Below are 14,717 nucleotides of genomic sequence, written 5' to 3' on the forward strand. Positions count from 1 at the left end.
GCGGGCGGGGTGTCTCAGCAGCCGCAGGCCACCGGTCCGACGGGCGCGGTCAGCGGGTCCGGCTCGGCGGCGACCTCGCCCTCGGGCGTACGCAACGGGAAGCCCTCCCGGATCCAGTACTCGACCCCGCCGATCATCTCCTTGACCGAGTAGCCGGCCAGCGCCAGGGCCAGAGCCGCCCGGGTGGCCCCGTTGCAACCCGGCCCCCAGCAGTAGGTGACCACCGGCACCGCCGGGTCGAGCAGCTCGGCCGCCCGGGTGGCGATCTCCGCCGTCGGCAGGTGGACCGCGCCCGGGATGTGCCCCTGATCCCAGGCGGCCCGCGACCGCGAGTCGATCAGGACGAAGCCGTCGCCGAGCCCCGCGTGCACGTCCGACACGTCGGTCTGGAACTCGAGCCGGGCCGCGAAGAAGTCGACCGCCGGGGCGTTGATCAGGGATGTTGTCGTCATGCCACCAAGCTAGGGGCGCGCGGGATCTCCCTCCAGACCACTTCGACGGTACGGCTGGCGTACCGCCGGAGAAACGCGCTTAGATGGCCGCCATGACCACGGAAATCGCGCTCGACCGCACGGATTGGCGTCTGCTGGCCGAGCTGCAGGCCGACGGCCGTTCCTCGTACGCCGAACTGGCCCGGGCCGTGGCCATGTCACCCAGCGCCGTGGCCGAACGGATCCGCCGCCTCGAGGAGGCCGGCGTGATCGCCGGTTACCGCGCCCGGATCGAGCCCGAGCGGGTCGGCCTGCAGGTGATGGCCTTCGTCCGGCTGCGCTATCCGACCGGCAACTACCGGCCGTTCCACGCCCTGCTCGACTCCACCCCGGAGATCGTCGAGGCGCATCACGTGACCGGCGAGGACTGCTTCTTCCTCAAGGTGCTGACCCGCTCGATGCGCCACCTGGAGGAGGTGACCGGCCGGATCGCCGGGCTGGGCTCGGTCACCACCAGCGTCGTCTACTCGAGCCCGTTGCCGGACCGGTCGATCGCGGCGCCGCCGGAGCTTTCGTAGGCCATCGATGGCAAACTGAAGCAGATGGAGCCCCGATTCCTGCTGCTGGCCGACGTCGCCGCCGAGCTGAACGTCTCCGATTCGCAGGTCTATCACATGGTCCGCAGCGGTGAGCTGCCCGCCATCAAGATCGGTGGCCGCGGTCAGTGGCGCGTCGAGCGGGCCAAACTCGAGGAATACATCGAGGCGAAGTACGCCGAGACGGCGGCCTGGGTGGCCGAGAATCCGCTGACCGAGTAGTCCCTTTTGGCGGTCTTCCCGCATTGGACAAGCCCGTTGATTCGATCTCGCCTGCCCGGCCAGAATGGTCATCGAAAGCAAACGGAGGCAAACGTAACCATTGGGGGTTCAGAATGCGCGAGACGCTCGCACGAAGACCGGTGATCAACCTGCGCCCCAGCCCTCGCTGCGAGCCCCCGTTTGACGACGAGCTCGACCCCACCCGCTGGTCCGCCACCCGGCAGCAGCTGGCTCTCGACCTGCCCCGCGCCCGGTCAACCACCCGGCCCAGGTCCGCCCCCGCCCCGGCCGGGCTCGTCCCGCCGGCTGGGCTCGTCCCGCCGGCCGGGCTCGTCCCGCCGGCTGGGCTCGTCCCGCCGGCCGGGCTCGTCCCGCCGGCCCGGCTCGTCCCGCCGATGCGGATGGCGTCCCACGACGCCCGGATGGCGGTCGACCGCTTCCTGCACGCCTGCGCCGAGGTGCTCAACGGCTACCGCCCGGCCGCCCATCTGCGCCGCCTGGCCGTGCCCTCCGAGGCGGCCGAGGTGGTCAACGAGGGCCTGACCGGCACCCGGGAGCTGGCCGCCCTGCGCCGGCGCACGGGCCGCCGCCCCTCCCGCAAGCCGGTGCCCGTGGCCATTCGGCGCCCGGTGCTGTGCGAGCCCCGCCCCGGCGTCGTCGAGGCGGCCGCCCCGGTCCTGCTCGGCGAGTTCACCTGGGGCATGGCGCTGCGGATGGAGCTGCACCACCAGTCCTGGGCCGCCACAGCGCTGCGGCTGATCCACCAGCAGCCGCGCTGCTCCACCGGCAGCGGCCCCGAGACAGCGCCAGCCGCGCCGAGACAGCGCCAGCCACGCTGAGAGCGGCAGCCGGGCCGAGACAGCGCCAGCCACGCCGAAGGCGCCAGCCGGGCTTAGACAGCGCCAGCTGCGCTGAGGGGCGCCAGCTGCGCTGAGGGGCGGCAGCTGCGCTGAGGGGAGGCAGCTGCGCTGAGGGCGAGCAGCCCCACCGAGACAGCGCGAAAGGGCCCGCCGGCGGAATCACACCGCCGGCGGGCCCTCTGCGTGCTGGGTCAGACTGCCCCGGGGGCTCCGTGGCAGCGCTTGTACTTCTTGCCCGAGCCGCAGTAGCAGGGGGCGTTACGGGACGGCCCGTTCGACTCGGACTGGCCCGTGCCTGCCACCGACGAGCCGCGGCGCTGCGGGGCCGGGGTGTGGGCCGGGCTGGCCGGCACCGGGGAGCCGCCGGGGCCGATGCCCAGGGCCGGCGCCTGCTGCTGTTGCTGCTGCGGCTGGATCACCGGCGAGCCCTCGCCGGCCTCGCCGTCGATGGCGGGCGCCGTGTACTGGAGGTTCTGCGGGCGGCGGGAGCCGCCGAGGCCCTTGGCGCGGACCTCGACACGGTCGGAGTCGGTCTCGTTGGCGCTCTCGTCGGCCATGACACCACCGGCCGGCAGGGGCACCGCCTTGCTCGGGTCGACCGTGACCGTCGGCTGCTCCTCGACCTGGACCTCCAGGTTGAACAGGTAGCCGACCGCCTCCTCCTTGATGCCCTCCATCATCTGGTTGAACATGTCGAAGCCCTCGCGCTGGTACTCGACCACCGGGTCGCGCTGGGCGTACGCCCGCAGGCTGATGCCTTCCTGCAGGTAGTCCATCTCGTAGAGGTGCTCGCGCCACTTGCGGTCGATGACGTTCAGCAGGACCTGGCGCTCGAGCTCGCGCAGCGCGTCGGCGCCCAGCTCCTCCTCGCGGGCCTCGTACGCCTTCTGGGCGTCGTCCTTCAGCTGCGCGATCAGGAAGTCCTGGTCGATCGTCTGCCGCTCGCCGCCGGACTCGTCGACGATGTCCTCGATCGTCAGGGACACCGGGTAGAGACGCTTGAGGTTGACCCAGAGCTGGTCGAGATCCCAGTCCTCGGCGTAGCCCTCGGAGGTGGCCGCCATGACGTAGTCGGTGATCACGTCGTCGATCATGTGCTGGGACTGCTCGTGCATGTCCTCGCCGTGCAGCACCCGGCGGCGCTCGGCGTAGATCACCTGGCGCTGCTTGTTGAGCACCTCGTCGTACTTGAGGACGTTCTTGCGGATCTCCGCGTTCTGGCCCTCGATCTGGGTCTGGGCGCTGCGGATCTGCCGGGTCACCATCTTGGACTCGATCGGCACGTCCTCGGGGATGTTGAAGCGCTCCATGACCGCCTCGACGGCGCCGGCCCGGAACCGCTTCATCAGGTCGTCCTGCAGCGACAGGTAGAACCGGGACTCGCCCGGGTCGCCCTGCCGGCCGGAGCGGCCGCGCAGCTGGTTGTCGATGCGGCGGGAGTCGTGGCGCTCGGTGCCGAGCACGTAGAGACCGCCCGCGGCCTGCACCTCGGCCGCCTCGTCCTCGCAGGCCTGCTTCCAGGTCGGCAGGACCTCCTCGAGCGCCTTCGCGTACTCCTCGGGGCTCTCGACCGGGTCGAGGCCGCGCTGGTGCAGGTCGTTCGCGGCGAGGAACTCGGGGTTGCCGCCGAGCAGGATGTCGGTGCCACGGCCGGCCATGTTCGTCGCGACCGTGACGCCACCCTTGCGGCCGGCCTGCGCGATGATCGTCGCCTCCTGGGCGTGGAACTTCGCGTTCAGCACGCTGTGCGGGATGCCGCGGCGGCGCAGGAGCGTGGAGAGGATCTCGGAGTTCTCCACCGAGACCGTGCCGACCAGGACCGGCTGGCCGGTCGCGTGGCGCTCGGCGATGTCCTCGATGACCGCGTTGAACTTGGCCTTCTCGGTCTTGTAGATCACGTCCGGGTGGTCGATGCGGATCATCGGCCGGTGGGTCGGGATGGACACGACGCCGACCTTGTAGACGCTGTTGAACTCGCCGGCCTCGGTCTGCGCCGTACCGGTCATGCCGCCGAGCTTGTCGTAGAGCCGGAAGTAGTTCTGCAGGGTGATGGTGGCCAGCGTCTGGTTCTCCTGCTTGACCTCCACCCCCTCCTTGGCCTCGATGGCCTGGTGCATGCCCTCGTTGTAGCGGCGCCCGTGCAGGATGCGGCCGGTGAACTCGTCGACGATCAGGACCTCGCCGCTCTCGTCGACGATGTAGTCCTTGTCCCGCTTGTACAGCTCCTTGGCCTTGATGGCGTTGTTCAGGTAGCCGACCAGCGGGGTGTTCACCGACTCGTACAGGTTGTCGATGCCGAGACGGTCCTCGACCTTGGCCACGCCGCGCTCGGTGATCGCGATGGTGCGCTTGGACTCGTCGACGTCGTAGTCGCCGTCGCCGTCCTTGCCCCGCTGCAGACGGTTGACCAGGGCCGCGAACTCGCCGTACCACCGGGCCGAGTGCTCGGCCGGGCCGGAGATGATCAGCGGGGTCCGGGCTTCGTCGATCAGGATGGAGTCGACCTCGTCGACGATCGCGAAGTTGTGGCCGCGCTGCACGAGCTCTTCCTGCGACCACGCCATGTTGTCACGCAGGTAGTCGAAGCCGAACTCGTTGTTCGTGCCGTACGTGATGTCGCACAGGTAGGCCTCGCGGTGATCCGCGGCGGGCCGGTTGGGCAGGATCACGCCGACGGTGAGGCCGAGGAAGACGTGCACCCGGCCGACCCACTCGGCGTCACGCTGGGCGAGGTAGTCGTTCACCGTGATGATGTGCACGCCCTTGCCGCTCAACGCGTTGAGGTAGGCCGGGAACACACCGGTCAGGGTCTTGCCCTCACCGGTTTTCATCTCGGGGATGTTGCCGAAGTGCAGGGCGGCGCCACCCATGAGCTGGACGTCGTACGCCCGCTGGCCGAGCACCCGCTTGGCGCCCTCCCGGGCCACCGCGAACGCCTCGGGAAGCAGGGAGTCGAGGGACTCGCCGTCCGCGACGCGCTCCTGGAACTGCTGGGTGCACTCGCGCAACTCGTCGTCCGTGAGATCGACGTAGTCTTCCTCGATCGAATTGACCGCTTCCGCGATCGCCTTGAGCCGGCGCACCATGCGGCCTTCGCCGGCGCGTAGGACCTTTTCCAAAATCGACACGGGTCAGCGCTCCCCTAGACAGTCTGCGGAACCATGGTAGGCACCCTTCCGCCGAAGCTGTGACCCGAGCCTCCGGTTAACCGCACAAATGGGGCGAAACGTCGCATCAAGTTCGCTTAGAGCGCAGTCCTTCGGGCAGGATGGGCCGGGTGCGAAGCGCGGAGATCAACGGTGAAGGGGTGCGTCTGCGAGCTTTCCGGCCGGAGGACGCGGAAGCACTCGCCGAGGGCTACAACGATCCGGTGTCCCAGCGGTTCCTGACCGTGGTCCCGGCGCCGTTCACCGTGGCCCACGCCGAGACCTTCATCGCCGAGCGGATCGGCGAGCTGTTCGCCGAGGGCGGCGCCTTCTACGCCGTGGCCGACCTGGAGACCGACGAGCTGCTCGGCGGGGTCGGCTTCGACAAGGTGGTGCCGAGCCGGGGCCAGGCCGAGATCGGCTACTGGGTCGGCCCGTGGGCCCGCGGCCGGGGTGTCGCCACCGCGGCCGTACGGACGTTGAGCGCCCACGCCCTCAGGCACGGCCTGCAGCGGCTCGAGCTGCTGACCCACTGGGACAACCCGGCCAGCCAGCGGGTCGCGCTCGCGGCGGGCTTCCAGCGCGAGGGGGTACGCCGCGGCGCCCAGCCCGCCCGCGACGGCGTCCGCGACGACATGCTGGCCTTCGCCCGGCTCGCGAGCGACGACGGCGAGCCGGTGCCGCGCCTGCTGCCCGACCTGCCCGGCGGCGAGCTGACCGACGGCGTGGTGCGGCTGCGCCCGCTCGGCCCGGGCGACGAGCCGTTCCTGGCCGGGCTGCTGGGGCTGCCCGACGTGGTGGCGACCAGCGTGCCGCCGGTGCCGCCGACCCCGGAGAAGATCCATCAGCGGTGTTTCTGGGCCGAGGCCCACTGGCTCGCCGGCCACCGGGCCGACCTCGTCATCGAGGACGTGGCCACCGGCGCCCCGGCCGGCGACATCGGCCTGTTCAACGACGAGCCGGTCACCGGCCAGGCGATGATCGGCTACAGCATGCTGCCGGCGTTCCGCGGGCGCGGCCTGGCCACCCGGGCCGCCCAGCTGCTCTCGCTCTGGGTGTTCGCCGAGACCAGCGTGGCCCGTCTCATCGCGGGCGCGGTGCCGACGAACCTCGGGTCGCAGCGCGTGCTGGAGAAGGCCGGGTTCCACCGGGAGGCGTACCTGCGCGCCCGCCTGCCCGGCCCGGACGGCGGCCGGGTCGACGACGTGCAGTTCGTCCTCCTGGCCGAGGACCTCCTGACCGAAGGCCCCCGGCTTGATGGGTGACTAACCCGTGGTCTCCAGCGACAGGATGCCGTAGTCGTAGCCACGCCGGCGGTACACCACGCTCGGGCGGCCGCTGTCCTTGTCGAGGAAGAGATAGAAGTCGTGGCCGACGAGCTCCATCTGGAAGAGAGCGTCGTCGACGGTCATCGGGTCGGCGGGGTGTTCCTTCTCCCGCACGATGCGCCAGGGCTGGTCCTCATCGTGTTCGGCCAGGGCGGTGGCGACGGATGAGCCCTCGGCCGTTTGGGCCAGGCTGAGATCGGTGGGCAGGCTCGCGGTGGCGGCCGCTACCGAGACGGGCGAGCGACGCCCGCGGTGGACGCGACGGCGGTCGGCCGAGCGGCGCAACCTGCCGTCGAGTTTCGTGATGGCGCAGTCCAGGGCTGCGTAGAAGTCCTTGGCGCAGGCCTCGGCCCGGATGACCGGACCCTTGCCCATGACGGTGATCTCGACTCGCTGGCAATTGTCCGACTGGCGCGGGTTGCGCTCGTGGAACAGCTCGACGTCGGCTCTCATCAGCTTCTGGTCGTAACGCTCGACCTTGCTCAGCTTGTCGGCGACGTGCTCCCGATAGTGATCGGGAACCTCTACGTTGCGGCCCTTGACGACAATGTCCACTCGTGACCTCCCCCAACGTTCATGTTTCGTGGGCGCCCCGTCTGACCGCCCCACCACCGCCCTTAGATCGGCTAAAGACAGTCCTATGGGGTGCCGGGGGCGCCAAAACTGCGACGCGGTGGTGCTTGATGTGGCGACGCCGGGATTCAGATCACCGGGCGTAACCGTTTCGAGTGAGACGACTCCTTTCCGGTGCGGCGGTTCGCGGAACGCTGCGCCTTGCCGGCGGTCTGGGTAGGCGGAAGCTCATACCCTCGTCACCAAGACGCTAACGTGCCGATGCTCTCCCGTCACCCCTCGTTCGGGATACCAGATGCCGGACGTTCCACCTTTTCAGTGCCTCCGGCTGACAATCCCGGAGATACCGCCGCCCGGCCTTCGCCGCAATTGGGTCGCGGCCAGGACGGCAGCGCCTGTGACCTGCATCTCCGCCTCCTCGAGCCGACCCGTCACGGCGGCCAGGGTGGCCCCGGTCGTGACGATGTCGTCCACTACGACCAGCGTGCCTTTCCGGGGCGTCGCGCGTCGCGGAAACCCGATTCGAGGACGGCGGATTCGCAGCGAACTCTCAGCCGCGGCGAGGCGCCCGGACACACCGAGTGACGTTGAGTCAGGGCGGGGTAACGCTTCGAGAGGGTGACTGACGACAGCGTCCCACCCGCCCGCGCGCAGCCGCCGCACCGCGTGTGCGGCGAGCCGCGTCATGTGATCGCCGTGCCGCTCCCGGGCCGCGGCGGCGGTCGACGGCACCGGGATCAGCACCACCGGGCCGCGGCGGGGCGCCAGACCCGCCACCGCGGTCGCCAGCAGCGCCCCGAGGGGCCGGGCCAGCCGATGCCGGCCCTTCTCCTTGTAGGCCAGCAGCGCACCTCTCAGCGGGCCCGCGTACGGCCCCGCGGCGACGCAGGGCGGCATGCCCGGTGGAGGCGGCGACGGCGCCGTGGCGTACGGCCGCAGTGCCTCCAGCCGAGCCACGCAGGCCGCGCAAGCGCCGAAGCGCAGCGGAACCCGGTCCGTGGCGCAACCGGCGCAGGGGCTCGGCAGGACCAGATCGGCGAGATCGGCCAGGAGGCTCAATTGAGGAACAGCGGCGCGGTCGGCTTGACCGTGGCCGGCGCGTTGACCGCCGGCCCGGCCAGGTTGGCCCGGGTGATCGGGGTGGCCTCGCTGAACACGTCCCACGCCTCGCCGCCGGCCACGTACGACTCCGAGTCGGAGGTCTCGGTCCCGGAGATCGGATTCTCCGGGTACGCCGCCAGGTAGCTCACCGGCTCGGCCCCGATGTCGCCGAGCTTGGTCGAGGAGATGGCGCCGTCGACCGTCATGTCGATCACCGAGACGCGGTCGTTGTCGGTCCGGATGCCGGCCACCGCCAGGTAGGTCTGGCTGCTCCAGGCGACCGCCGTGACCGATTTCAGGTTGGCCGGCAGCACCTGCTCGGGCTTGCTCATGGCGACACCGTCGGCGCTGCTGTTGAGCACCGTGCGGTAGAGCCGGCCGCCGCTGATCAGGACGACCCGGCGGCCGTCGGGGGCCACCGAGATCGCGGTGATCTGACCCGGGTCGCCCTGCCACTCGACCTGCTGGGCCGGCTTGCCGTCGGCGCCGAAGCTGTAGAGCCGCCCGCCCGCGGTGATCAGGCCGACCGCGCCGGTGGCGTCCTTGCCCACGCCCACCTGGGCCCAGACCGGCTGACCGAGCGAGCCCTTGGGCCCGTTGACCACCTTGAGGTCGGCCTGCTGCCCGGCCGGGGCCGAGGCGACCCGCAGGCGCTGGTTGGCGCCGGAGCCGGTGACCGCGGCCGCGAACGTGTGGGTCGGCGAGGCGCTGAACGCCACCGTGCCGATCCCCCGGTTGGCCGCGTCCTTGAGCACCGGGATGGGGTCGTCGGCGTGCGGCGTCTCCTTCAGCCGGCGGACGGTGCCGCCGAAGACGACGAAGCGCTCCGGCGCGTCGGCCAGCCGGAAGGCCAGGTTGCTGTCCTTGTAGTCGCCGTCCTTGACGCTGACCGGGTCCTGCCGGCCGATCTTGATCTCCAGTGTGCGCGGCGCGAGCGGGTAGAGCGACCACTGCAACTGCCGCCGGAGCCGGTCCATCGCCCCGGCGTCGCTGCCGGCCGGGATGGTCTGCGCGGTCAGGTTGATCTGCAGGGTCTCGTTGCTGATGGCCGGGATGTTGTCGGCCACGGCCGTGCCCTGCGGCAGCGACGACACGGCGTCGCGCAGCCAGTCCGACGGGCCGGCGGCCAGCCACTGCAGGATCGTCGTCGGCTGCTGCACGGCCGGCGTGCTGCGCGGCATGTACCGCAGGTCCGGCACCAGGCTGGTGTTGTCCTTGTTCCAGAAGTAGATCGCCCGGCGCGTGTAGAACGCGTTCAGAGCGTCGACGCTCAGCAGCATCGGCTGCGGCGCGGCGAGGATCCAGTAGCCGGGCTTGCCGTCCAGCTGGCCGACCCGGAAGTTGTACGGCTGCGGGTCCGCCGGGCCGTCCACCGGCTCCAGCTCGCCGTTGCTGGTCAGCGTGCCGACCTGCTGCTCGGTGATGGTGACGTCGGGCCTGGTGGGCGAGTAGAGGATCGACACCGACTCGCGCACCACGCGTACCTCGTCGCTGTTGAACTCGGCCGCCGCGTCCGGCGCCAGGAACGCCTTGACCCGGGCCAGCGCGGTCTCCGGGTCGCCCGCGGCCGCCTGCAGGTAGTACTGGATGAGCTCTTTCGGGTTGTCGGCGTCCTCGCGGGTGTACTGCGGCGGGGGCGAGCCCTCGTCGCCGACCGAGACCCCGGCCGACCGGCCGTCACCGATCACCGTGACCTCGCTGCGGTCGGGAATGCCGCAACCGCCGGGCACCAGCACGGCCAGCGCCACGACCCCCAGCAGCAAGCGGCGCATCACAACACCTCCGGAGCGGCCTCGAGGGCCGGGACGCGGTCACGCGGGATCAGCGGGAGCGGGGCCGCCAGCAGCCGGTCACCCGAGCGCACCGGCAGGGTCAGCCGGAACTGGGCCCCCTCGCCGGGCGCGCCCCACGCCTCGAGCCAGCCGCCGTGCAGCCGGGCGTCCTCGGCGCTGATCGACAGGCCGAGGCCGGTGCCGCCGGTCTGCCGGGCCCGGGACGGGTCGGCCCGCCAGAACCGGTTGAAGACCAGCCGCTCCTCGCCCGGCTTGAGGCCGATGCCGTGGTCGCGCACGGTCACCGCGACCGCCGCCTCGTCGGCGGCCAGGGTGACCACCACCGGCCGGCCCTCGCCGTGCTCGACCGCGTTGCCGACCAGGTTGCGCAGCACCCGCTCGACCCGGCGCGGGTCGACCTCGGCGATCACCGGCGTCTCGGGCAGGCGCAGCTCGATGGTGACCCCGACCCGCTCGGCCAGGCCGGTCAGCCGCTCGGCGACCCGCTCCACGATCGGCACCAGGTCGCTGTGCTCGGCGTCGAGGGCGGCGAAGCCGGCGTCGAACCGGCTGATCTCCAGCAGGTCGGTCAGCAGGCTCTCGAACCGGTCGAGCTCGGCCTGCAGCAGCTCGGCGCTGCGGGCCACGGCCGGGTCGAACTCGTCGCGCTCGGCGAAGATCAGGTCGGCCGCCATCCGGACCGTGGTCAGCGGCGTGCGCAGCTCGTGCGACACGTCGGAGGTGAACCGGCGCTGCAGGCGGGACAGCTCCTCGAGGCGGACGATCTGCCGCTGCAGGTTGGCCGCCATCTGGTTGAACGAGGCGGCCAGCAGGGCCAGGTCGTCCTCGCCGTCGACCTTCATCCGCTGGTCGAGCAGGCCGGCCGAGAGCCGCTGGGCGGTGCGGGCGGCGATCCGTACCGGCGTGACCACCAGCCGGGTGACCAGGCCGGCCACCACCCCGAGCAGGATGACCAACGCGATGCCCGTGGCCAGCACGGTGGTCCGGATCTGGTTGGCCGCGCTGTCCTCGGTGGTCAGCGGCATCATGTAGTACAGCTCGACGTGACCGAAACTGGTCGGCACCGGAGCTCCGTACGCCAGGTATTTGGTGGTCCGGCCGTTGATCGTGGCCGTCACGACCTGGCTGGCCTCCTTGCCGTCGGTGGAGACGGCCCGGGCCAGATCGGGCGTGATCAGATCGGCGGTGTCGACGTTGTTGGGCAGGGTCGCCGCGCGCAGCTCGGGATATTCGCCGGCCCGCATCGAGATCACCGAGCCGCCCGACTCGGCCGGGTCACCGTCGGCGAGCTGGCTGACCACCAGCTCGAACGAGTTCGGCAGCTTGGGGTCCCGCACCGACGGGTTGACCGTGAGCTGCTGCTCGGCGTAGTCGACCTTGTTGCGCATGGAGACCTTGGCCTCCTCCTGCGCGCGGGTCAGCAGGATGGTGGCGCTGCGGGCGGCGATGAACCAGCCGAACACCCCGACCAGCACGCTGGAGGCGATCAGGGTCAGGGTGACGACCCGCAGCTGCAGCGAACGCCGCCACGCCCGGCGGGCCGGTGCGGAGTGGACCTCGAGCCGGCGTGCGGCCACACGCCACCACCGCCGCACCACGCGAAGGGTGCGGCGGATGGGCATCGGAAGCCATGAGGGTGCGCGCATTACGCGCGCAAGGGTAGCTCTTTAACCCGTGCCGGCCTTGTAGCCGACCCCCCGCACGGTCAGGATGATCTCGGGGCGCTCCGGATCCGGCTCGATCTTGGCGCGCAGCCGCTGCACGTGGACGTTGACCAGCCGGGTGTCGGCCGCGTGCCGGTAGCCCCACACCTGCTCGAGCAGCACCTCACGGGTGAACACCTGGCGCGGCTTGCGGGCCAGGGCGACCAGCAGGTCGAACTCGAGCGGGGTCAGCTTGACCTCCTCGCCGTCGCGCGACACTGTGTGGGCCGGGACGTCGATGGTGATCTGGTTGCCGGGCGGGCCGATGGTCAGCATCTCGGGCGCCGCGTCCTCGCCCCGGCGCAGCCGCGCCCGCATGCGGGCCACCAGCTCCTTGGGCTTGAACGGCTTGACCACGTAGTCGTCGGCGCCCGACTCGAGACCGAGCACCACGTCGACGGTGTCGCTCTTGGCCGTGAGCATGACGATCGGGATGCCCGACTCGCCGCGGATCGCGCGGGCCACGTCGATGCCGCTCATGCCCGGAAGCATGAGGTCGAGCAGGACGATGTCGGGCCTGTTCTCCCGGAAGGCGGCCAGGGCGCGCTCACCGTCGGCGACGAACGAGGGCAGGAATCCCTCGCTGCGCAGGACGATGCCGAGCATCTCGGCCAACGCTGGGTCGTCATCGACGACGAGTACCCGGGCTCTCATGCGGTCCAATATTGCACTGTCCTCCCGAAGCCCACCCACACCGGGGGCGATCTTGCCGGAATGCACAGGTCAGCTTAGGCGAAACCGGCAAGAAGGGGCGACCCCGGCAGGGCCGCCCCGCGCACTCGGGAGTCAGGCGGTGGGCCGGTCGAACTCCCCGGCCCGCACGCCGGCGATGAAGCCGGACCAGTCCGGGTCGCTGAAGGCGAGGACCGGGCCGGCCGTGTTCTTCGAGTCACGGACCAGCACGGTCGACGGAACGTTGGCAACCTCGACGCAGTGCCCGGCGGCTCCGCTTCGAGTGCTCTTACGCCAGGTGAGATTGGCGTCCTGCATCGTGGGGTCCCCTTCCAATGGATTCGGCTCCATTTCAGCTCACGAAGCGGCCACCCGGCGCAGCGCTTCCTCCCTCTCAGCGATAACCGTTCGGCTCAACTCTTCCGACATTGCGCGTTCCCGCAGGTCGGAGAGGGCGTCGCGATAGACGTCGACCTCGGTCGGCTTCACCCGGAAGAGACCACCGGTGAGCCCCTCGATGTGCACGACCGGCGACCGCGTCCCCGGCGCGAACTCCACAACCATGAACGATTCGGTCATCCCGGCGTGGGCGCCGGCCGAGAACGGCAGCACCAGCAACTCCACCCCCGGCCGCTCGCTCGCCTCGACCAGCCGGCCCAACTGCCGGCGCAACACCTCCGGCCCGCCGACCTCCCGGTGCAGCACCGCCTCGTCGAGCACGATCCGCAACAGCGGCGGCGGCTCCCGGGTCAGCACGGCCTGCCGGGCCATCCGCAGGGCCAGCCGCCGCTGAATGGTCTCGGTGTCACCCACATCGGCGCCGACCTCGATGACAGCCCGCGCATACTCGTCGGTCTGCAGCAGACCCGGCACGATCTGCGACTCCCACTCGCTGATCAGGACGGCCTCGGCCTCCAGGGCCACGTACTCGTCGTACGGATCCGGCACGGACGACCGGTACGGCGTCCACCAGGCCCGCGCCCGGCCCCGGCGAGCCAGCTCACTAAGGCGGTCACGGTCCTCCACCCGTACGCCATAGGCCGTCAGCAGCCGATCCAGATCCTCCTCGCTGATCCCCGTATGCGCCGTCTCGATCCGCGACAGCTTGGACTCCGACCACCCCAGAGCCGTCGCCACGTCGACCGCCCGGCGCTCCCCCCGCAGGCGGCGAAGTTCATTGCCCAGCTCATGCCGCGCCGTCGATGTCGCCCTAGCCACGCTGACACCATAACGTCGAGCCGGTCGCTGTCTGCAACTTGCATCCCACGCTCTGCACTTGCACGCAGGTCAGAGGCCGTGAAGTAATAAAGGCACGAACGACGGGACCGGCCGTGGCGGCAAACTCAGCCGGCCCCGAAGAGATCGAGCCCCGTCCGGCGGGCGGGCGGGGCTCGGCTCTTTCATCGCCGCGGCTCGACCCTCTCACCTGATCCGGCTCGGCTACATCGCCCACTCCGGCTTCGCGCATCCCTTACGCCTGCGCCGTCACCGAGGCTGTACGGATCCGCGGCAACCCAACCGCAAGCGCGAGCCGCCCGATCCACGTGCCGCGAGGCCCGTAGGACTCAAGGTCACCAGGGCGACTCGAGCCCCTTGCCACAGCGGCCGCACCCAGCACATAGCGAACGGGACGGCAGGCCTAAGCCCGCCGCCCCGTTCATCCCCCCGGTTTGGTACCGCGCGCGTCCGTGGGACCCCCCGATCACCAATGACGCTGCGTGGTTATAGATTCACACTCCGCACATGCCCGTGTCAAGCAAATCTGGAAATTTCCTATTTTTCCGGTCAGCAGGAGTGACAGACGGTGCTCGCTGGGAGCAGACCCGGAGTTTTCCACAGCTTGTCCAGGACCGCGGAGCAAACCGCATACGACGCCCGAATTTATCCACAAGCCCCGATGCGCACCCGAGCGATTTCCGCGAGGCTGGCCTTGTTGGACGGGGGCCCCCTTGGGAGGGCGGGCTCCGGCGGCGGCCAGGCGTGCTTGCGCGGTGGGCCACCCGTCGGCCGGGCCTGCGCGGTGGGCCACCCGTCGGCCGGGCCTGCGCGGTGGGCCAAAAGGTACTCTCAGGCCGCGCTCGACGCCTGGGGCTAAGCCCGAACCCGGGCAAGGGCCGCCATCGCGCGAGGCCGCTACGCACATGAGTCCGGCGCGCAAGCCGGGCCTGTCACGCACGCGGCTCCGCATCAAGCCGAGGGTCACGTCCGCTGGCGTGGTGTATGAGTCGCCATCGCTGATCCGTGTGGGTTGATGTTATGCGGCGATTCCGGCGGGCTGGTCGGGTTCGGTGT

General features: G+C 70.7%; 13 protein-coding genes. 4 read left to right on the top strand and 9 right to left on the bottom strand.

Annotated elements, in window-relative coordinates; all coding sequences use genetic code 11:
• Nucleotides 1-14: 14 nt before the first annotated feature.
• On the bottom strand, nucleotides 15-452 hold the full coding sequence (locus tag AB0J66_RS45120) for a rhodanese-like domain-containing protein (protein ID WP_364674294.1): 438 nt from the start codon (nucleotides 450-452) through the stop codon (nucleotides 15-17).
• Nucleotides 453-544: 92 nt separating this feature from the next.
• On the opposite strand from AB0J66_RS45120, the gene AB0J66_RS45125 reads away from it, so the two are divergent.
• The 3 genes from AB0J66_RS45125 to AB0J66_RS45135 all read left to right on the top strand — a co-directional run bounded on the left by AB0J66_RS45125 (nucleotide 545) and on the right by AB0J66_RS45135 (nucleotide 2,088).
• On the top strand, nucleotides 545-1,009 hold the full coding sequence (locus AB0J66_RS45125; RefSeq protein WP_364674297.1) for an Lrp/AsnC family transcriptional regulator: 465 nt from the start codon (nucleotides 545-547) through the stop codon (nucleotides 1,007-1,009).
• 24 nt (nucleotides 1,010-1,033) lie between these two features.
• A complete protein-coding gene (locus tag AB0J66_RS45130; RefSeq protein WP_364674299.1) occupies nucleotides 1,034-1,249 on the top strand; it encodes a helix-turn-helix domain-containing protein in 216 nt (71 codons plus the stop codon).
• A 113-nt stretch (nucleotides 1,250-1,362) separates the two neighbouring features.
• Nucleotides 1,363-2,088 (top strand): Rv3235 family protein, encoded by a 726-nt coding sequence (locus AB0J66_RS45135; RefSeq protein ID WP_364674301.1) that lies wholly within the window; start codon nucleotides 1,363-1,365, stop codon nucleotides 2,086-2,088.
• 212 nt (nucleotides 2,089-2,300) lie between these two features.
• Here AB0J66_RS45135 and secA read toward each other — a convergent pair whose 3' ends face one another.
• Nucleotides 2,301-5,237 (bottom strand): preprotein translocase subunit SecA, encoded by a 2,937-nt coding sequence (gene secA, locus AB0J66_RS45140; protein WP_364674304.1) that lies wholly within the window; start codon nucleotides 5,235-5,237, stop codon nucleotides 2,301-2,303.
• A gap of 179 nt (nucleotides 5,238-5,416) precedes the next feature.
• On the opposite strand from secA, the gene AB0J66_RS45145 reads away from it, so the two are divergent.
• Entirely contained in the window at nucleotides 5,417-6,520 is a 1,104-nt protein-coding gene (locus AB0J66_RS45145; protein WP_364674307.1) for a GNAT family N-acetyltransferase, read from the top strand.
• On the opposite strand, the gene raiA is transcribed toward AB0J66_RS45145, so the two are convergent.
• The 7 genes from raiA to AB0J66_RS45180 form a co-directional block, all read right to left on the bottom strand.
• Entirely contained in the window at nucleotides 6,521-7,138 is a 618-nt protein-coding gene (gene raiA, locus AB0J66_RS45150; protein WP_364674309.1) for a ribosome-associated translation inhibitor RaiA, read from the bottom strand.
• 333 nt (nucleotides 7,139-7,471) lie between these two features.
• A complete protein-coding gene (locus tag AB0J66_RS45155) occupies nucleotides 7,472-8,215 on the bottom strand; it encodes a phosphoribosyltransferase family protein (protein ID WP_364674311.1) in 744 nt (247 codons plus the stop codon).
• A complete protein-coding gene (locus AB0J66_RS45160) occupies nucleotides 8,212-10,029 on the bottom strand; it encodes an LpqB family beta-propeller domain-containing protein (protein ID WP_364674313.1) in 1,818 nt (605 codons plus the stop codon). Before AB0J66_RS45160 ends, AB0J66_RS45155 begins: the two co-directional genes overlap by 4 nt.
• The gene (gene mtrB / locus AB0J66_RS45165; protein ID WP_364674316.1) at nucleotides 10,029-11,672 is read right to left on the bottom strand and encodes an MtrAB system histidine kinase MtrB; all 1,644 of its coding nucleotides are present in this window, start codon (nucleotides 11,670-11,672) and stop codon (nucleotides 10,029-10,031) included. Before mtrB ends, AB0J66_RS45160 begins: the two co-directional genes overlap by 1 nt.
• Nucleotides 11,673-11,717: 45 nt before the next feature.
• Complete coding sequence (gene mtrA / locus AB0J66_RS45170) at nucleotides 11,718-12,407, bottom strand: MtrAB system response regulator MtrA (protein WP_360244843.1); 690 nt, start codon at nucleotides 12,405-12,407, stop codon at nucleotides 11,718-11,720.
• A 132-nt stretch (nucleotides 12,408-12,539) separates the two neighbouring features.
• Nucleotides 12,540-12,743 carry a DUF397 domain-containing protein gene (locus tag AB0J66_RS45175; protein WP_364674320.1) on the bottom strand — a complete coding sequence of 68 codons (204 nt, stop codon included), beginning with the start codon at nucleotides 12,741-12,743 and terminating at the stop codon, nucleotides 12,540-12,542.
• Between the two features lie 39 nt (nucleotides 12,744-12,782).
• Nucleotides 12,783-13,643: a helix-turn-helix transcriptional regulator gene (locus AB0J66_RS45180; RefSeq protein WP_364674322.1), complete on the bottom strand. Its 861-nt coding sequence runs from the start codon at nucleotides 13,641-13,643 to the stop codon at nucleotides 12,783-12,785.
• Nucleotides 13,644-14,717: the final 1,074 nt, after the last annotated feature.

The organism is Actinoplanes sp. NPDC049598, assembly GCF_040675435.1.
In the GTDB taxonomy this organism is placed as follows: domain Bacteria; phylum Actinomycetota; class Actinomycetes; order Mycobacteriales; family Micromonosporaceae; genus Actinoplanes.